The 18,971-nt window shown below is 37.3% G+C and carries 19 protein-coding genes and 1 pseudogene; 7 read left to right on the forward strand and 13 right to left on the reverse strand.

Annotation, left to right across the window (positions count from 1 at the left end):
- The first annotated feature begins 34 nt into the window (after positions 1-34).
- On the forward strand, positions 35-1,063 hold the full coding sequence (locus tag JTI58_RS23360; protein ID WP_205444060.1) for an S-layer homology domain-containing protein: 1,029 nt from the start codon (positions 35-37) through the stop codon (positions 1,061-1,063).
- Positions 1,064-1,085: 22 nt separating this feature from the next.
- Here JTI58_RS23360 and JTI58_RS23365 read toward each other — a convergent pair.
- From JTI58_RS23365 to JTI58_RS23380, 4 genes and pseudogenes are all read right to left on the reverse strand, one after another.
- Positions 1,086-1,985, reverse strand: a pseudogene (locus tag JTI58_RS23365) (LysR family transcriptional regulator).
- Positions 1,986-2,203: 218 nt separating this feature from the next.
- Complete coding sequence (locus JTI58_RS23370; protein WP_205444061.1) at positions 2,204-2,752, reverse strand: flavodoxin family protein; 549 nt, start codon at positions 2,750-2,752, stop codon at positions 2,204-2,206.
- Between the two features lie 186 nt (positions 2,753-2,938).
- The gene (locus JTI58_RS23375; protein ID WP_205444063.1) at positions 2,939-3,541 is read right to left on the reverse strand and encodes a hypothetical protein; all 603 of its coding nucleotides are present in this window, start codon (positions 3,539-3,541) and stop codon (positions 2,939-2,941) included.
- Between the two features lie 253 nt (positions 3,542-3,794).
- Positions 3,795-4,505, reverse strand: coding sequence for a TspO/MBR family protein (locus JTI58_RS23380; protein WP_205444065.1), 711 nt, complete (start codon positions 4,503-4,505; stop codon positions 3,795-3,797).
- Between the two features lie 353 nt (positions 4,506-4,858).
- Between JTI58_RS23380 and JTI58_RS23385 the strand changes: the two genes are divergently transcribed.
- The 3 genes from JTI58_RS23385 (at position 4,859) to JTI58_RS25115 (ending at position 8,586) form a co-directional block, all read left to right on the forward strand.
- On the forward strand, positions 4,859-5,758 hold the full coding sequence (locus tag JTI58_RS23385; RefSeq protein ID WP_004230677.1) for a MerR family transcriptional regulator: 900 nt from the start codon (positions 4,859-4,861) through the stop codon (positions 5,756-5,758).
- A gap of 395 nt (positions 5,759-6,153) precedes the next feature.
- The gene (locus JTI58_RS23390) at positions 6,154-7,725 is read left to right on the forward strand and encodes a phytoene desaturase family protein (protein WP_004230679.1); all 1,572 of its coding nucleotides are present in this window, start codon (positions 6,154-6,156) and stop codon (positions 7,723-7,725) included.
- Positions 7,726-7,782: 57 nt separating this feature from the next.
- Positions 7,783-8,586, forward strand: a complete 804-nt coding sequence (locus tag JTI58_RS25115; protein ID WP_205444066.1) for a methyl-accepting chemotaxis protein — start codon at positions 7,783-7,785, stop codon at positions 8,584-8,586.
- 115 nt (positions 8,587-8,701) lie between these two features.
- On the opposite strand, the gene JTI58_RS23400 is transcribed toward JTI58_RS25115, so the two are convergent.
- The 3 genes from JTI58_RS23400 to JTI58_RS23410 all read right to left on the reverse strand — a co-directional run bounded on the left by JTI58_RS23400 (position 8,702) and on the right by JTI58_RS23410 (position 11,751).
- Positions 8,702-9,238, reverse strand: a complete 537-nt coding sequence (locus JTI58_RS23400) for a DUF6143 family protein (protein WP_205444068.1) — start codon at positions 9,236-9,238, stop codon at positions 8,702-8,704.
- A gap of 250 nt (positions 9,239-9,488) precedes the next feature.
- Complete coding sequence (gene ade / locus JTI58_RS23405; RefSeq protein ID WP_205444069.1) at positions 9,489-11,234, reverse strand: adenine deaminase; 1,746 nt, start codon at positions 11,232-11,234, stop codon at positions 9,489-9,491.
- A gap of 94 nt (positions 11,235-11,328) precedes the next feature.
- Positions 11,329-11,751, reverse strand: coding sequence for a pyridoxamine 5'-phosphate oxidase family protein (locus tag JTI58_RS23410; protein WP_048392416.1), 423 nt, complete (start codon positions 11,749-11,751; stop codon positions 11,329-11,331).
- A 163-nt stretch (positions 11,752-11,914) separates the two neighbouring features.
- On the opposite strand from JTI58_RS23410, the gene JTI58_RS23415 reads away from it, so the two are divergent.
- The 3 genes from JTI58_RS23415 (at position 11,915) to JTI58_RS23425 (ending at position 13,569) form a co-directional block, all read left to right on the forward strand.
- On the forward strand, positions 11,915-12,541 hold the full coding sequence (locus JTI58_RS23415; RefSeq protein ID WP_205444071.1) for a YczE/YyaS/YitT family protein: 627 nt from the start codon (positions 11,915-11,917) through the stop codon (positions 12,539-12,541).
- 145 nt (positions 12,542-12,686) lie between these two features.
- Complete coding sequence (locus JTI58_RS23420) at positions 12,687-12,974, forward strand: PadR family transcriptional regulator (RefSeq protein WP_036218718.1); 288 nt, start codon at positions 12,687-12,689, stop codon at positions 12,972-12,974.
- Complete coding sequence (locus JTI58_RS23425) at positions 12,961-13,569, forward strand: DUF2812 domain-containing protein (RefSeq protein ID WP_205444072.1); 609 nt, start codon at positions 12,961-12,963, stop codon at positions 13,567-13,569. The genes JTI58_RS23420 and JTI58_RS23425 overlap by 14 nt, the downstream gene beginning before the upstream one ends.
- Positions 13,570-13,614: 45 nt before the next feature.
- On the opposite strand, the gene JTI58_RS23430 is transcribed toward JTI58_RS23425, so the two are convergent.
- The 6 genes from JTI58_RS23430 to JTI58_RS23455 all read right to left on the reverse strand — a co-directional run bounded on the left by JTI58_RS23430 (position 13,615) and on the right by JTI58_RS23455 (position 18,966).
- The gene (locus JTI58_RS23430) at positions 13,615-14,250 is read right to left on the reverse strand and encodes a 50S ribosomal protein L25/general stress protein Ctc (protein ID WP_205444073.1); all 636 of its coding nucleotides are present in this window, start codon (positions 14,248-14,250) and stop codon (positions 13,615-13,617) included.
- 82 nt (positions 14,251-14,332) lie between these two features.
- Entirely contained in the window at positions 14,333-15,529 is a 1,197-nt protein-coding gene (cntE, locus tag JTI58_RS23435; protein ID WP_205444074.1) for a staphylopine family metallophore export MFS transporter CntE, read from the reverse strand.
- On the reverse strand, positions 15,526-16,338 hold the full coding sequence (locus JTI58_RS23440; protein WP_205444075.1) for an ABC transporter ATP-binding protein: 813 nt from the start codon (positions 16,336-16,338) through the stop codon (positions 15,526-15,528). Before JTI58_RS23440 ends, cntE begins: the two co-directional genes overlap by 4 nt.
- The gene (locus tag JTI58_RS23445) at positions 16,332-17,204 is read right to left on the reverse strand and encodes an ABC transporter ATP-binding protein (protein ID WP_205444076.1); all 873 of its coding nucleotides are present in this window, start codon (positions 17,202-17,204) and stop codon (positions 16,332-16,334) included. Before JTI58_RS23445 ends, JTI58_RS23440 begins: the two co-directional genes overlap by 7 nt.
- Positions 17,205-17,221: 17 nt before the next feature.
- Positions 17,222-18,025, reverse strand: a complete 804-nt coding sequence (locus JTI58_RS23450; protein ID WP_205444077.1) for an ABC transporter permease — start codon at positions 18,023-18,025, stop codon at positions 17,222-17,224.
- Positions 18,025-18,966, reverse strand: a complete 942-nt coding sequence (locus JTI58_RS23455; protein WP_205444078.1) for an ABC transporter permease — start codon at positions 18,964-18,966, stop codon at positions 18,025-18,027. The genes JTI58_RS23450 and JTI58_RS23455 overlap by 1 nt, the downstream gene beginning before the upstream one ends.
- Positions 18,967-18,971: the final 5 nt, after the last annotated feature.

Below are 18,971 nucleotides of genomic sequence, written 5' to 3' on the forward strand. Positions count from 1 at the left end.
TACTAAAGCGAGCAAGAAAGGATGAAGACAACGAATGAAAAAATTAATAGGTACATTATTATTTTCTATTCTGTTTATAGCTAGTGCAGGCAATGTACAAGCTGCTGGCTTTCGAGATGTATCAGAGGATCATTATGCCTATGAAGCTATTTTATGGGCAGAAGAGTATGATATTGTTAATGGCTTTACAGACGGTACATTTAAACCGAATGCTACCATTACTGAACAGCAATTAGCAAAACTATTAGCCAATTTTTATGAGCTTGAAATGCCCATCGACGAATTAAAAAAGCAAACTCCTTCAGCAAACTGGTCGGATGCATTCTATAACCAACTCGCAAGCTATGGGGTGCCTTTAAATGGCTATTTCGACAACCGAATCCGAGCGGCTACGGTGAAGCGTGGTGTAGTGGCACAGGCTATTGCTCATTTAGCTAGCGGTAAGAAGGGATTAGATCAATCTATTCAATTTTTACTTGATACCTATATTTCTTCCGGGTTAAATCCACAGTATGAAGATCGTAATTTACAAAAGTTTTATGGCGTGACGAACAACATGACCCGTGCGCAAGTTGTCACGATGCTCTATCGTATGGACGAACGAAATTATTATGAAATTTCAGCGGATGCACAAGCCATTTATGAGAATGCCAACAACGTATCTTTAAATAATAGAGCAAAAAATGCTCAAAATCAGCTCGACAAATCATTACAGCAGGCTACGCCTAGTAAAAGCGCATGGGAGGGTGTATATACCTATTACTATAAATGGGGGAAGGGTACAAACGATTTTAACCGCCGTGATGCTATGATCTCCAATGCCACAAACAAAAGCTTTTCAATTGCTTTAACGGCGAATGATGGTACTGCTTCAGGTAGTGTAAATGGCACAGCCACAATCACAAGTAATACGAAAGCACTTATGAATACATCCTCTAATGGCAATCGCTGTGTCGTCGAGTTTGAACGTTTATCCAATAATGCCCTAAAGGTGTCCGAGATTGATTGTCGTGCTGAACGTAATGAAGGCACCAATTTTTCTGGTACCTTAAAGCAACAATAACTGATAACAGAGTCTGATACATTCAGGCTCTTTTTTCATCCTTAAAAGCATCATAGCTAAGTTTGGCTATGGTAATAAAATCTTCGAGACAGCGATGCATATGCTTATCTTTATGCCATGCAATATCTGTATAAATGGGCGCTAAATCGACTGTGGATGGTAGCTCCACTAATTGCCCACTTGCCAGCTCCTTCTCTACGACCATTTTAGGTAAAAACGTTATACCTAACCCTGCCATCACACATTGCTTGATTGCTTCTATGCTGGCAAATTCAATCATTTGTAAGGGCTTGACACCTTCTTGCTGTAGCTGTGCTTCTAAATGATTACGATAGGAGCATCCTGTTTCTGTTAACAGCATCGTTTCAGTTAATAATTGTTGAGCCGATAGCGGATGCCTGATTTCTTTCGAGGCACTGACGAATACAAGCTGTTCCTGTATCAATCGCTCTCGCTTGAGCATAGCAGTTTCCTGATAAGTGTCCGTAATCAATGCAATATCAAGTTTACCTGCTTGTAATAACTCCTTCGCAATGTCCGTCGTATGCACAGGCTTAAAAATGATTTTTACTTGCGGATGTGCTTGTTGAAACTGCTGTAAAATACTTGGTAATCGATAGACACATTGGCTTTCCTGAGCCCCAATTTTTAAGACGATTTGTTCCTGCTCAGTGGACATAGCTTTTTTCAAATCACGATCTAGCTCTAGCATTTTTTGGGCATACTGTTGCAGACGTTTCCCCTCTTCTGTCAGGACAATACGTTTTCATAGACGCTCAAAAAGAATTACACCCAATTCTTGTTCTAATGTTTTAATTTGGGCAGTGATACTCGATTGAGCGTAATCAAGAAGCTGTGCCGTCTGTGTAAAGCTTAAGGTTTCAGCTGCCGTTAAAAACGTCTGAAGTTGCTTCATATCCATTCACTCAAACCCCTTTAATTCAATTTTACCGAAACATTCATCTTTATCGATAGTAAATTTCAGTTTACACTAGTTAGTAGCTAAGTGACAGGGACACAGGCTCGCGAACATAGCAATCGTGAAACGATGAAGCCAAGCCTGTTGCCATTAAAATTCAAATAAAAAAACTTATTTGGGTCATAATAGTTTCCAAATAAGTCTTTTTATCGGGCTATCAATTACTCGTTCCCTGCTAATTCTTTTTTTAGAAGATTAGCTGCAGATAACACTTTTAAATCTTGTAGAATGTCGCCTGGCTTGTTTCCTTGTCCTACAATATAAGCTTCAAATTTTGTCCCAATAAAGTCAAATATATATTGAAATTGCTGAATCATTGGTAACCCTTTTATATATGGCTCGTCTCCACCAACTGCAATGACATATGCTTTTTTAGAAGACATCAGTGCCTTAAAATCAGGATAATCTGGGTCCCTTAAAGTTTGCGACCATCGATCAATAAAATTCTTCATTATTCCTGTCATGCTATACCAATAAATAGGCGTAGAAAAAATAAGAATATCATGCGGAAGTATCCGGTCAATGATGGCGTTATAATCATCGTTGATATTAGAAAAGCCCTCCTCAGTATGACGCTTATCAATGATCGGCTGAATTAAATAATCCTTTAAATAAATTTCTTCTACCATTAGGCCTTGAGTAACTAATTTTGTTAATGTCTCTACATTCCCATCAGGACGATTTCCACCGTAAATAACTGCTATTGACATTTAGTATCCCTACTTCCTTTAAGTTTTAACTAGTGTCCCCGTATATCAATAGCTTATTATGATTTCACAAATCGATAAAGATGATTATTTCGATAAAATAAATCGAAAAATCCGATTACAATTAGCATGCATACTTTTAAAATTATGTTCAATTAAACTAGGTTACAAAATGAAATCAATAGTTAGTTATAACCCCTCTAAATTATCCAACAAACTATACCCATATTTAGCAAATTGTTGTTTGACTTGGTTAATACAATATGCAATTCGTTTCTTTTTTTCTTCTTCAGAATATCCTATTGGGTTTTTTACACAAGCACCCAAATCAATCCATTTCAACGTGCTATTTACCGTATCCCAGTATATATGTTCAAATTTAAAATCAAAATCATATCTGTCTACATTCATCATATCTTTTTTTGCTTCAATCATTTTCAAAACAATTTCTTTTAATTCGTTGTTAGTTATGCCTTCTTTTAAAACCTGTGATAAAGTTTTACCATTCACTTTTTCTAAAAATAAAAACTCCCTTTTTTTATATGCATAAATTTTAGGAAAATAAGGACTACTGTTTAACTCTAACAATGCGTAAATATCGTTATCCCCTTTTCCTTCAGATAGAAATTTTTTCAATATAATTCCTTTGTTTTTCATTTCATAAACAATTGACCGTTTTCGATGTAATTGAATGATTTCAACTTCTTTACTCAATATAAGATTATATTCATATAAATAAATAGATTCTTTAGTCTCTTCTGGTAGATCATAAAAATAATTTGTGACAAGCAAAACTTGATTACTCCTTTCATCATAAGAAGATTCGACAAAAAGAGCTTATTCCCTTTATATTTCCATTATTTCTACATTCAAAAAAGTGAATACATTTTAATCATTGGATAAGAAGAATTGGATGAAAGGTCACCTATCTTTACAAAAAACCCAAACTACACAGAAGCTCATAACACTTCATTAGTTTGGGTTTCTTTATAAATAAATTTTCTTTTCAAAGCACGCTTTCTATCAAATATTATAGATACTTTAACTATAATCTTTTAGGCCTTCCAATGAAAATCCAAATTACCAGGAACAAACTATATATAAATGGCATATAGAAAGTACTCCCTGCATCTGCTCCATTCTTGATAGCGATTCCTATAAAAGCCCAGATAATTACTAATGGAAAAAATACATCTTGCTTATAAACACGTATAAAAGTAGCTAGCACAGTCGCAAGAATAAGTAATAACTGTGCCCATATTTCCTCCGAGAGCCCAAACCCATCCCACTCATAATATTTAAGCACAAAGCTAATATTAGCCATCAACGCCACACTAATCCACCCTAAATATACAGAAAACGGAAGTCTCCCTGAAAAACGATTATCCTCTTTCGGGTAACTTACATACAGAAAAATTATATGAACCAATAAGCCGACCATAATAACAATGGACGTTATAAACAATTCATAATGCCAGCTCAACAACCATGCGATATTTAATAATGCAGTGATTACAAAGAGACCAAGCTTGCTATTTATACGATTAGTAGTTGAAGATCGAAATTGTTGTACAAGCCAAATGAATAATAAAAAATAAATCAAGCCCCAAATACTAAAAACATAACCCGCTGGAATAAACAATACATCTACCTGATTAGAAATTTCACCTGTCTTTTTCCCATTAATCCCCACCGTGCTAGCTAGTCCATTAATAATAACCATGGCGAAATAACTTATGAGTGCAAGCCATTTCATGTTCTTTCCCCCTCTCATTTACATCATCTAATTCAATATATTCATTACCCATTCCAACTTATAATTACTCCGCTTACATAACATGAATAAATTATTTAAAGCCATTCGCTTATCTATAAAATCGTATAGCCTACTCATTATGGTATGGAAGAAAAAACCAACAAATTGTCTCATTAAATTCCCCACCCTTATTTCCTTTTTATTCAATATTCAACCACTATAGTTATACAATTGTTGTACAACTTTTAAATATCTATATTATAATATGAAAAGTTGTAAGGTTTCGGAAAGCACTACGGCACACAAATACTCACAATCATGAATGTTACTAGCTATAGAAAGGCAGGGAAATAATGACACCAACAGATTGGCAATATAATATTACGCAGGTATCTGAAATCACAGGGCTATCCAAACAAGTGATACGTAAATGGGAAGAGCGCTACCAACTTGTTCATCCAAAAAGATTAGAAAATGGACACCGTGTTTATAGTGAAGAGGATGTGCAGCTATATTTAAAAGTACTTAGCCTTTCAAACCAAGGCTATTCTATAAAACAAGCAGTGACAATTGTACTTAGCAATCAAAATGTTTTAGAGGCAGTTACCCCCACAGTGTTGACCATAAGCGACAATGTAGATCATTTCTGTAATCTTTTATTGGAAGAAGGAAGACTTTGCAATGAAGTAGAACTTAATCGACTCTTGCAACAAGCAAATCATTCATTAGGATTAGCAAAATTTCTATCTCATGTGATTATTCCTTTCTTACAAGAGGTAGGAAGATTATGGGAAAAACAGGTATGGACCGAGTATCAAGAATCTGTTACTACAATGATTGTTAGAGATTATTTAGTACAATTAAGACGGAATTACCACTCTAAAGAGGATGCACCACTAATAATGGGCGCATGCTTACCAGGGGAGCATCATGAAGTTCAACTTCATATTTTATTGTTGCAAGCAATGATGACTGGTTGGCGATCATTCCTTGTTGGCAGTTCTCCAGCTGTTGGGGCAATTGAATCTTTAATCATACATTTTAAACCAAAGGTGGTTCTATTATCTGCTATGACTACAAGGCCATTTGAGTTATACCCTACTAGCATTCAGCAATTAGATGACTTCGCTGCAAAACATCCTTCTATTCGATTTTATATGGGGGGTGCTGGCTCTGAAGAGTATTTAAAAACACATTCCTTACATTCAATTGCTATTGCCAGTACTATTGATGAAGTTATAAATAACTTATAAACTCTCACTCTAAATAACATTTATTTTTAGTAGGAGTTTAACGTTTTGGTTAGAACTAGTACTATAAGCAAAAGTTAAAAAGTTTATTAATACTGCTATCCCTGTTTAAATAAGGCATTGTTCTTACAATCTATTTTATTGAGAAGTTCAACGAGAATATCATGGATGAAAGCATTGGTTACACATGCTTTTGTCTATGATTTTTTTTTGCACGCAATAGCCATAAAATAATTTTTTAAATTTCAAGAATATATAGTTTGCACATTTTTGTACACTAATTGTATAATCACTGTATAACTTTTGTACAACCAATAAATATTTTTATCTTTTTATAAATCATGACTCAATACAGGTAGTGTTATAAGACTAAATAGCAGATACGGAGGTTTTTCACAATGAAAAAGGAGATTATTGTTATAGGAGCTGGTCCAGGTGGTTTAGCGTCGGCAATGCTGCTTAGCGCTAAAGGATTTAATGTCAAAGTTTACGAGAAACAACCCTATATTGGTGGTAGAACAAGTGAAATAAAGCTAGGAGAATATAAATTTGATATGGGCCCCACATTTTTAAATATGTTTTATATTATTGAAGAAATATTCGAGCTTGCCGGTAAAAATATACATAATTATATAGATCTAGTAAACCTAGATCCAATGTATGAATTAATTTTTCACGATAAGCGCATTAAAATGACTCGTGATCGTGAGGAAATGATTCGTCAAATAAATGAACTATTTCCAGGCAATGAGGGCTCTTTTGAAAAATATATGAAGGAAACTAATCACAAATTAGAAGCGTTAGTACCTGTATTGCAAGCAAGCATGAACCGTTATACAGATTTACTACAACCAAAAGTTTTAAAGGCATTGGGTGAGCTTGAAATCGGTAGATCTTTAATCGATACGCTTTCACGATTTTACAAGCAAGAGGAATTACAACTTGCCTTTACTTTCCAAGCAAAATACTTAGGCATGTCTCCGTGGGAAAGTCCTGGTGCATTTTCCATTCTATCTTTTATTGAGCATGCTTATGGTGTTTACCACATTACAGGTGGCATTAATAAGTTAACACAGGCAATGGCAAAGGTTGTACGAGAAAATGGTGGAGAGATCTACACGAACTGTGGCGTTTCAAAGCTCTGGTTGGATGGTCGAAAGGTAAAGGGTGTCATTTTAGATAATGGCGAAAAAATAGCATCGAATGAAGTAATAATAAATAGTGATTTTGGTCATGCGATGACTCATTTAGTCGAGCCTGGTGTTCTTAAAAAATACACTAAAGAAAAGTTAGAGAAGAAAAAATACTCTTGCTCTACTTTTATGCTTTATCTAGGTGTCAATAAAAAATTTGATTTGCCCCATCATACGATCTGGTTTGCAAAAAATTACCGAAAAAATGTTGAAGAAATTACTAACCATAAATTGTTGTCGGATGATCCATCTATCTACATTCAAAATGCAGTTGTAACAGATCCAACAGTTGCCCCACAAGGGAAATCAACGCTATATGTATTAGCACCAGTACCTAATAATTTCAGTCATATTGAGTGGGATACCTGTGAACAAGATTATCGTAACATGCTAATTGGGTTAATTGAGGACAAACTTGGCATTGAAAATCTAGAGCAATACATTGAAGAAGAACACATAATTTCACCGAAAAATTGGGAAGAGAATCTAGGTGTATATAAAGGAGCGACTTTTAACCTAGGTCATCAGCTTACACAGATGCTGACATTCCGACCTCACAATAAATTTGAAGAATTAAAAAATAGTTGGTTAGTTGGCGGTGGTACACATCCAGGAAGTGGTTTACCGATTATATTGGAGTCTGCCCGCATTACTTCTAATGGAATTCTACAAAAGCATGGTCTAGCACAATTAGCAGTGAAACCTTTACCTAAAATAGATCTCTTTAATACGGAACTCCATAACAAACCTAGTGAAAAAGTAATGTTGCATATCTAATAATCATTAAGTATGAACTAAATTTAGCTTAGCTACCTAATATAAGGATTTGAAAATATGAATATTCAGACAAAACATATGAATGAAAATGCAATTGTAGATTCAATGAAAAAAAATTTAGCCCTCGTAGAGTTTAACTTGAATAGAAAAGTGATTTGGGCTAATAAAAAATTTGCAGAGGTTCTAGGATATCAGGTGGATGAAGTTATTGGGATGGGTCATGAAAAGTTTTGTAAACCGGATTTTATACAAAACCCAGACTATCATCTCCTATGGCAAGGTTTATTAAATGGAGAAAAATATGAAGGAAAAATTGAAAGAATAAGTAAAATGAACGATTCTATATGGCTTGAAGCAACTTACCTCCCCATTTTCAATGACAATAATAAGGTAAGTTCCATATTAAAAATTTCAACAGATATTACAGATCGAGAATTCAATACTTTAGAGATTATTGCTAAACTAAAAAGTATGCCTCAGGAGTTAGTAGAAATTGTTGTGTCCAATTCAGAAGAAAACATAAAAGCCGTAGCATCACTTGCCAAAGAAGTTGACGCAATTAGAGATACTGTAAAAGTGATTCATACTATCGCTAAACAAACAAATGTCCTAGCACTGAATGCCGCAATAGAGGCTGCACGTGTTGGTGAAAAAGGTCGCGGATTTAAAGTCGTAGCAGAAGAGGTACGAAAATTAGCACTGAATGTGGATAATGCACTTCGAAATATCGAATATAATGTAATGACTATAGAAAGTGATACGGAAAAGGTCGATAATATTACACATGATTTGAAGAAAGTTGTAACAGAAACTCACAATGAATTTAATAAAGCCATTGATAGATTCGAAAAAATGCTTTAACTAGTCAATAATACAGCAGCTAAAGTTCTCAATAGATATTTGAGAGCTTTAGCTTCTTTTTTCTAACTAATTGATATCACTATAAATTATATTCTACTAACAATCTCCTTAGTATTTAATGGCACTTTTTCATTTTTTCAAACCACCCAAATGCTATTTCAGCCTCTATACATTCATTGTCCTGTGTAACTAAAAAAATTACAAATGATTCACCAGATGGAAAAATAAATTTTCCATCTTCATCGCTTACTAAAGTACTTTGTGGTGGAACAATTCGTTTAAACGCATTTACTCCTTTATATGGGTGCCCTTCAACAAGTTCAGCAAATTCAATTTTAACGTCTGGATTTGGTGGTGGATAAATGGCTGTATTAGTAGGCGTTACATTTTTAGAAATCATTGAATCCCCAGGAGGTATTGCATTAAACCAAATTTCAGCTAGAATAGGTTGCTTAGAATAATTAGTAATGGTAAACGCATTTACAAACAAATCCACATTAGAATATTTAGGATTACTCAAGCTTCCCCACGCATTTCTTCCTTTTTGTAAGGTAATTAATTCGGTTTGCCCAACAAAATATTGACCTAATAATGATTCATATAAAGGCGTAGGAATACTAACTACTTTCATAAATCGATCATTATTTTTCATTGTCAATCTCACCCCCTTTTATATATTAATGTATGTATTTTTAGTAGGGATGTTTAGACGAAAATAGCTTACAAATAAGAGGTTGAAATAATCAACACACAATCCTTAATTTTACGACTAATTCCATATTACAATGACTTTTAAGCATGTTTATAGTTCGTAAATGATGGTGAATGAGAGCTAGCACTAAATAAGCAATAGAAGAAAACGACCTAAAAGCTTATTGAAAGCTAGTAGGTCGTTTTTTTATCTATGCTTCTACTGAGATATGCTGGAAGGTTGTCACATCAAATAATCCTGTATCTGTTAGCTTTAAAGCAGGAATAACTGGTAATGCCACAAAAGAAAACGTCAGTAGAAAATGGAAATCTAATGTTGGATTAAGCGTCTTTAATGCACTGTGCAAGCCTGCTAGCTGCTCCTTTGCTTGCTGAGCTGGTACATCTGTCATCAAGCCTCCAATGGTTAATGGCATCTCCGCTAGAATATGGCCATCCGCTACAATGACAAAGCCTCCTTGAATTTCCTGAATGCGTGTAAGCGCCAGGACCATATCCTCATCATTTGTTCCTACAACAAGGGCATTATGTGAATCATGAGCTACTGTTGTAGCAACTGCCCCTTTTTGTAAGCCAAAGCCTTTGACGATTCCTAAACCTGTCGTGTGTAACTGATGATGACGTTCGATGACGGCTAATTTCAGTAGATCTTGTTCTACAGAAGGGACGAAAACACCATCCTTTATAGGTACATCAATTATTACATGATTGGTAATTAGCTGATTTGGCACAATCTCCATTACATTCGCCTTTGTACCCTTTGTGAATGCTAGTTGTAGCCTATCCTTTGTAATGGTTGGTAAATGGACAGATTGATGGATATGAGCAGGCACAACTGGCACTTGACGATTAGTCAGCATTCTACCATCTTCAGCCACTTTCCGCCCATTTTTCCATACGGCCTTTGCCTGCATCGTCGACAAATCCTCTATTAACACAAAATCTGCCTTATAGCCTGGTGCAAGTACACCTCGATCCAATAAACGATAGCATTCTGCTGTGTTCACAGTTGCTAACTGGATGGCCTGTAATGGTGGCATCCCTTCGGCAATTGCCATGGCAACATCAAAATTGATACTGCCTTCATCAATTAACTCATCCACATATTTATCATCCGTACAAAAACCAAAGCGACGAGCATTATGTGGCTGAACAGCTGGTAATAAATCTCGTAAATTTTTAGCAGCTGAGCCTTCTCGAATCAGCACATACAGCCCTTGCTCTACACGATCAATGGCTTCCTCAGCTGTTACACATTCATGATCTGTGTGAATACCTGCGGCCCGATAGCCTGTAATTTGTTCGCTCTGTAAGCCCGCACAATGCCCGTCGATTACTAAATTTGTTTCCTGTGATAATAAAATTTTCTGAAGCATGTCCTCTTGCCCATTTAACACCGCTGGAAAATCCATCACTTCAGCTAATCCACGAACCTGTTCATTTTGTAGAAACGGCGCCAAATCCTTAGCCGTTAGTGTAGCACCAGCATTTTCAAACTGTGTACCTGGCACACTTGATGGTAGCATCACAAAAATATCCATATCCGCCTTCTGTGCATCATCGAGCATAAATTGAATGCCTTCTGCTCCTGCGACATTGGCAATTTCATGAGGATCTGTCATCACTGTTGTAATACCATGAGGAAGTAAAACGCGACTAAATTCCCCTGGTGTCAACATAGAAGATTCAATATGTATATGACCATCAATTAATCCAGGAATGACATAGCTTCCTGAAGCATCCTCTTCCTGCTTAGCCTGAAACTTATTCGTGCGATCTAGAGCCACAATCATACCATTCTTCACGACAATATCTGCTTTTTTCCACGTTAACGAAAAAACATCGGCAATTTGTGCATTTCTCAGAATGAAATCTGCCTCTAATTTTCCTTGAGATGATAAGATATTTTGTGTTAACTGCTGTAATTTTATCGACATAACCTATACTCCTTTTTCTTTTAAGAACTATCATGCCAAAAAGATGCTAACCATTGCAACTATTTATCGCTACATCAGTAAAAAACGACCATTGTCAATGGTCGTTTGAAAATTCTAGCTCTTTAGGTGGCTGCCCTTTTTTATTCATTAAGCGCATACGAATAGGCTCAATCTTTAATGTCACCATTTCATCCTGATTGCCAATAAAGATACTCGTAAAAAATTCAGCTAGTTTATTTTTTATCCCTTCTTCATGTACTTCTGTAAGTTTTCCTTCTATTTCCACATACGTATCACCAAAACCACCATTTTCGTAGCCATATAAAATATGGGTATATGGGTTTTTGCGTAGCTCTTCCATTTTTTCTGAATGTTTATTCGTCACTGTATACAATACAAAATCTTCATGCTGGAACGTCATGTATCGTGAGTAAGGCTTGCCATTTTCTACAGTTGCCATTGTTCCAATCTTTTCTCGATTTAATACTTCTAAAATTTCATCACGTACAGAAGTCATAGTATCCCATCCTTTCATCTATATACCTATTTTGCCCTTTCCCAAGAAAGCTAAACCGTATTTTTTTGAAAAATGCGAAATGACAATCTTCGGACATAATGAAAATCTATTGTTATAATAACTGGATGGACAACAGGAATTTTCGAATGAATGAGGGTTAAAAATGAAACAAGCTTTTCTTACGCGCTGTTTGTTTTTCATAACAGGCATTATCGTGCTTTCTTTTGGTATCACCTTAACAATTAAAGGCCAACTTTTTGGAGTGGGCTCATGGGATGTACTACATATTGGCTTAACAAAAACAGTAGGCTTATCAATCGGTTCATGGTCCATTATTTTGGGACTTGCTATTTTAGCATTTGATATGCTGATTACAAAAAAATTCCCTTTACCTGGAACGTTTATCGATATGTTTTTGGCAGGCATTTTTATTGATATTTTTAACTATTGGTTACCTGATATTGATGGTTTTTGGATGCAACTTATATCTTACCTAACAGGGTTAGTTTTACTTGGCTGGGGCTGTGGGATGTATATGGTGGCGAACTTAGGTATTGGACCGCGTGATACACTCATGCTGATGATGGTCCATAAGCTTGGCTGGAGTGTGACTCGCTCTCGTACAACAATGGAAGTAACGGTTGCAATTATTGGCTTCCTACTTGGTGGTCCTATTGGTATCGGTACGGTATTTATGGCATTTGGACTTGGACCAATCGTACAATTTGCCTTATCCTATAACGAAAAATTATTTATGCGATGGACAGGCGTGAAAAGCGCTGTTGTCTAAACTTTAATGACAATGCAGTTTTTGCATTGTCTTTTTTTACAGTTGAAATATACAGTTCAACTATATATAATCAAACTATATAGTCTGACTGTATATTTGAGGTGAAGATGTGAAAAAACATAAATTATTACCTTTATCTGAAACCATGCATTACATTTTACTTGCCTTACGTGAACCACTGCATGGTTATGCGATGATGCAAAAAATTGAGGAAATGAGTGCTGGTACAGTAAGGATTGCTGCTGGTACTATGTATGGAGCCATTGAAAATTTATTGAAATATCATTGGATTACACCTGTTGAAACCCAGGATTCAAGACGCAAGGTTTATCAAACGACCGAAGAGGGTCTAGAAATATTAGCGGCAGAGCAGCAAAGATTGCAGCACATTTTAGCTTTATATGAGGGAGCTGGCAAACATGATAAAATTTAAAGTCTTTTTTGATATCGAAAAGGAAGAGCGCTGGTTAAATGAAATGTTAGCTAAGGGTTGGCTATGCTCCAACGTAAACTCAGCAGGTATTTATACATTTCAGCCTACTGAAGATCTTGAACAAGTTATTCGGATTGATTGTCAGCAGGAGCTTCGCAAAGAAAATAAAGCTACCTATAAGCAATTACATGAGGATTTTGGCTGGCGTATAGTAAAAGAAAAATCATATGATGGCACCTATTATTGGACAAAAAGTAAAGATGGTAATGATGAATTATTTTCAGATCATGATTCCCACATTGCGAAATATAAACGTTTAATGAAACATGCAAGCAATTGGGCAATACTCTCATTTATCTTCTTAATGATTTTTTATGCCAACGATAGTTACTACTCCCTTTTCAGTATAAAAAATGCGTATTTTACACCTGGTTTATGGGAGAAAGAAGGGTTTTCTTTCCTTTTTGCCTTTTTATTTGAAACACCCTTTGCTATCGGGCGCTTTATCCCACCATGGCTATTTTTAGTAACTTGTAGTATTTACATCACTTTATATTATCGTTACCGAAAATCGATAAAGCAGTTTAACCAATAAACGGTAAGGAGCCACTTACGAAATGTAAGATGGCTCCCTCTTTCTCTATCCTCTTGTTTCATCCGTATTTTGCCCTGTCGCTTCAAGCACTTCAGGTGTATCGTCGACTGTATCATCTTCCTGTACATTTTCAGCAGCTGGTGGTGTGATGGTCACCAGTGTATAGTCATCCTCATGTAAAATTTCAAACGGAAACTGTTGGCGAATATCCCCTACATAAAGAGAAGTGCCAATCGCAACATTCGTGGCATCTATTTCAATGGTTTCTGGAATTTCAGTTGGCTTCACTTTAATGCGAACCTCACGATTAGGCTGAAGCAGGAAGCCTCCTTCTGTCACTCCTACAGCATCACCAATCACGGTTACCGGAATATCGACTTCTAGCTCCTCAGACATATTAATGGACTTGAAATCAACATGCTTTACATTACCCTTCAATGCACAGCGCTGCACTTCTGTTAAAACAGCATTAATGCGCTTTCCTTCCACATCGAGTTGAAAGACACTTTTCGTACCATGTGCAGCCAATATTTTCGCAAAAGCTCTAGCATCTAACGTAATGGCTGTCGGCTCCATTTGAAAACCGTAAACCACACCTGGAATGCGCCCATTTTGTCGAAGCTGTGTTAAAGAAGATTGTCGTCCCTTTTGACGTTTACTGGCAGTTAAAACCATATTCATCGAATATTTCCCCTTTCATGGAAACTAGTCTCATAAAAGGTTTTGCCTTTTCTATTATATTTTATACATAGCAAGCACGCGATTATTTTGTCAGTATGGTAGTGATAATTTGCCTCTCGGGATTACCGTTACGCAATACAACACAGAGTGCGATAATCGCTAAAACCGTACAAACCATAAACATGACCATATAGGACGTAAATTGCACAATAAAGCCCATCAAAAATCCACCCAACCCAAAGCCTAAATCATAGGTAGCTAAAAATAAACCTAGCAAAACATTTCTCGATTCTTTTGGTACAACAAACGACATATATGTAGTAATTGTCGGATATAGCATCGCTGAGGCAAGGCCATTGAAAACAGCGGAAATATAGACAAAAGAACCTATTTCAGGTAAAACAGCAAGCAGCGTTGTGCCCAATATGGAGCTGAAAAGCACACAGGCAATAAATTTCGGATGCCATTGACCATCTGAAGGAATAGAGCGTCGCAATACAAAGCGACTACCCACCACGACCAATGCCTGTAACGTTAAATAAATAGCTGGATTCCCCACTCCCTCAGTCAGCATAAACAATGGTAAAAACGTGGTGATGGCGCCAAAAATAGCAGCACCAAGAACCATAACGATTGCTGATAGGATTAGCCCCTTGTGTTGTTTTGCCCCCTTCATGGCGGCCATCAGCTCTCTTGTTGTCACAACTTCTGTGTCTTCCTTTGCTTTTGGTAAAGGGGAGCCAATAAAAAACAGTAGTGGCAGAAGAGCCAACAAAACCACAAAGATCAATAAATGCTGTCTATCAAATTGCGTCCACAAGAGTAGCGCTACTGCAGGTCCATATAAACCAGGTACAACACTGGATAAGGAATACATCGACATGCCTTGCCCTCGATCATGATCGTGTAAAACATCTGTAATACCTAACTGCATCGCCATAGAAAAGAAAGCGGTGATGATACCCTGTAGGGCTCGTACTAAAAAGACACTATCAATACCAAATATTACATAGATAAGCAGTGCAAGTGCATGGCCAATTAACAGCCATTGCATAATGGTATAAGGGCTATGCTTGGCGACCATTTGGCCAGCAAAAGGTCTTAATAGCATACAAACAAGCATATACATGGCCATCATGGCACCAATTTCGCCCTCCAAGTACCCTCCATCCGCTGCTTCTAATGGAAAAATAACTGTCAACACGGCATTGGCGGTAAAAAAAATAACCGCAAGCCCATATAATTGCATCATGCGAAGGGATAAAGGCTGAAGTTTCATGATACTTGCTCCCCTTGCAACGAAGAAATTTCTTGACGGCTTATAGGTAATCTAGAGGCTAATAAGCGCTGGCTGATCGGATGGGTCATATATGGAATTTGAGACACATCATGAAGAAATTCCACCACTTCCCCCTGGTCTACAACAGCTACTTCATCTGCAAACAAACTAACTGCGTGTAAATCGTGGGTAATAAATAAGTAACTGAGGCCCCTTTCCTGTTGCAATTGTTTCAATAGTTTTAGAATACTGATTTGTACCAATATATCTAAACTATTAATGGATTCATCCAAGATAATGAGCTTAGGGTCTGTTGCTATCGCCCTTGCTATGGTCACCCGCTGTAACTGACCACCACTTAATTGATGAGGGTATTTTTGAGCATCTCGCTCCGATAGTCCCACCTGTACTAAAAGTTCCTCTATTTTTTCTAGCCGCTGTTGTTTCGTCAACTGTAAATGACATTTCATTGGCTCTGCAATGATGTCTCGAATCTTCATTTTCGGATTAACAGCACTATGGCAATCTTGAAACACGATTTGAATATTTTTTTGTAATTGCTTCTTCTCTTCTTTGCATGTCGTTGCTAGGTTTATATGATCGAATTGTATGGTGCCGCTATCCGGCTTTTCCATACCTATTATCAGCTTTCCTAGTGTGGTTTTGCCACTACCGCTCTCCCCAACAATGGCTAAGCAAACTCCTTGCTCCAAGGTGAAAGATATATTTTTCACAGCCTCTATCGTTTCATGTTCCCCAAACCATCTCTTTTTTCGATAGGTTTTAGATACTTGTTGGATTTCTAACATCGGCTTACCTCCTGTCTTACCCAATAATTCGTGTCTAGTTCATATAAGATTCCGTTTGTATCACCTGACCAACTATCCACCAGTTGTTCGAGCTGATCATCATTCCTTTTCGCTGCCACTAATGCTCTTGAATAAGAATGAACAGGGTTTTGTAATAGACGTTCGGCTGGGCCGTATTCTATGATTATCCCTCTTCGCATAACCACAATTTGCTCTGCCATTCGAGCGATGACGCCAAGATCATGTGACACAATCAGCATCGTTGTCTGATATTGTTGCTGACAATGAGACAATTCCTCTAAAATTTTGAGCTGTGTCATCGTATCAAGGGCTGTCGTTGGCTCATCTGCAAGTAAAAGTTTCGGGCGAAGACTCATGGCAAGGGCAATCATGACACGTTGAAGCATGCCCCCACTTAATTCGTGAGGATATTTTTTTAACATTGTTGAATCGGTCAATTGAAAAAAAGCAAGTTGCTCAGTTGCTATGTGCAATGCTTGTTTTTTACTGAGTGAACGGTGTGCTTGTAATGTTTCAATCATATGCTCTCCTATTGTTAAAATAGGATTAAACATCGCCATAGGATTCTGCAAGATACATGCCACGTCATTGCCGCGAAGACCTCGCAACTGCTGTTCATCCATTTTTATTAAGGAACGCCCTTCCAATAAAATGTCCCCCTCATAGTGTCGGGACTCCCGAAACAGTTGTAAGATGGCATAGCACAGCATCGTTTTACCGCTACCGCTTTCTCCGACAATGCCAAGCGTTGTACCAGTTGGAATATGGAAATCAACATGCTGCACAACCGTTTTCGGTCCATGCGCTGTTTGAAGCGTAATGGATAAATCCTTTATCTCTAACATGGCGTCACCTCTTCTCCTTACATTTTGGCATCCATTGCCGTACGCAATGCATCCCCAAACCAATTAAAAATAAGAACGGTTAATGAGATCATGATGCCTGGTATAAACATAAGCAGTGGCTCACTCATTAAATAGGTTTTACTATCATTAATCATCATGCCCCATTCTGCCATTGGTGCCGTTACACCTAACCCTAAAAACGACAGCTCCGAAATTAAAAGTATTGTTGAGCCAAGCCCGATTAGTTTCAACAATAATATTTGTGGAAAGACAAACGGCAATATATGCCTCATAATAATGGATCGTTTCGGTACACCAGTCACACGTGCATACTGTACATAGGTGCTTTCTTTAAGAGAACGCACCATATTGCGAATAATACGCGCAAAACCTACCCACGACACAAAAATGATTGCCAAAAACATATTTTTAATGCCGCCACCTAGCGCACCCACAATGACCAGGGCAAAAATAAAATCAGGAATGGATAGAAGAACATCACAAATACGCATCAAGACTAAATCAACCAGCCCACCCATGTATCCTGCCAAACACCCTACGATGATGCTAATGATGAATGTAATGAACAGTACGCCAGAGGCTAGCAGCAGAGAGGTGCGTGTACCATATAATAAACGTGATAGCACACATCGCCCCAGATGATCAGTCCCTAAAGGGTAGTGCATAGAAAAACCTTGTAATTTATTGGCTATATCCGTTGTATAAGGATCATGAGGCGCTAACCAAGGAGCAAATAGAGCCATCACCACCAGCACAAGTACGAGTAAACTACTGATGATGAGTGGTAGATTCTTTTTCATTAAAGAGCTCCTCCTTTCAGCCTGACACGTGGATCAACAACAGCACAAAGTATATCTGCTATAAAATTGATGGTGATATACAATCCCCCAATGATGACGATAAAAGCTTGCAGTACAGCGTAGTCCCTTGCCAACATGGCCTCTACAATAAAATGGCCCACGCCTGAAATGGCAAAAACATTCTCAATAATCGCGGCACCACCCAGTAAACCACCACAGGTCATCGCAAGGGATGTGATAAGTTGTGGTAAAATGCCTTTGAAAATATGTTTACGCAAAATAACCGTTTCTTTTACACCTCTTGCACGGGCAAATAGAACATGCGGTTTCTTCATTTCTTCTCTCATGCTTGAACGAATTAACCGAATGTAATAAGGGATAAATCCTAAAGCTAGCGTTATTGAGGGTAAAATGACATGAGCAAAACTCCCCCACCCCATGAGTGGTAAGACGCCCCATTTCAAAGCCACCGTGTAAATGAAGAGAAAGGCCAGCCAAAAACTGGGCATGGAGGCGATTGTAAAGATCGTGGTACGTGTAAACCAATCCAGCCATCCACCGTTTTTTCTTGCAGACCAAATGCCAATGACAAAGCTAGTCACAATGATTATGATCAATGCTGTTGCCGCTAATAGTATTGTCGTCTCAAAACGTTGAAACAGTTCTGTTGCCACTGCCTTTTTCGATACAAAGGATGTTCCAAAATCCAATTGCAGTGCATGGCTGAGCCAATTAAAATATTGTGTCCACACTGGTTGATCAAGACCCATTTCTTGACGCATACTTGTCATGGCTTCTTCAGTAGCTGGAATTTGATTGATTGTAAAATAAGCTTCAACAGGATCAACAGGAATGAAACGAATTAACCCAAAGGCAATGATGGTTATACCAAGCAACGCTAAAAACATACTCGCTAGCCGTTTAACAAAAAATGGCACCATTTTAA

This window comes from Lysinibacillus fusiformis (assembly GCF_016925635.1).
GTDB classification, from domain to species: Bacteria; Bacillota; Bacilli; order Bacillales_A; family Planococcaceae; genus Lysinibacillus; species Lysinibacillus fusiformis_F.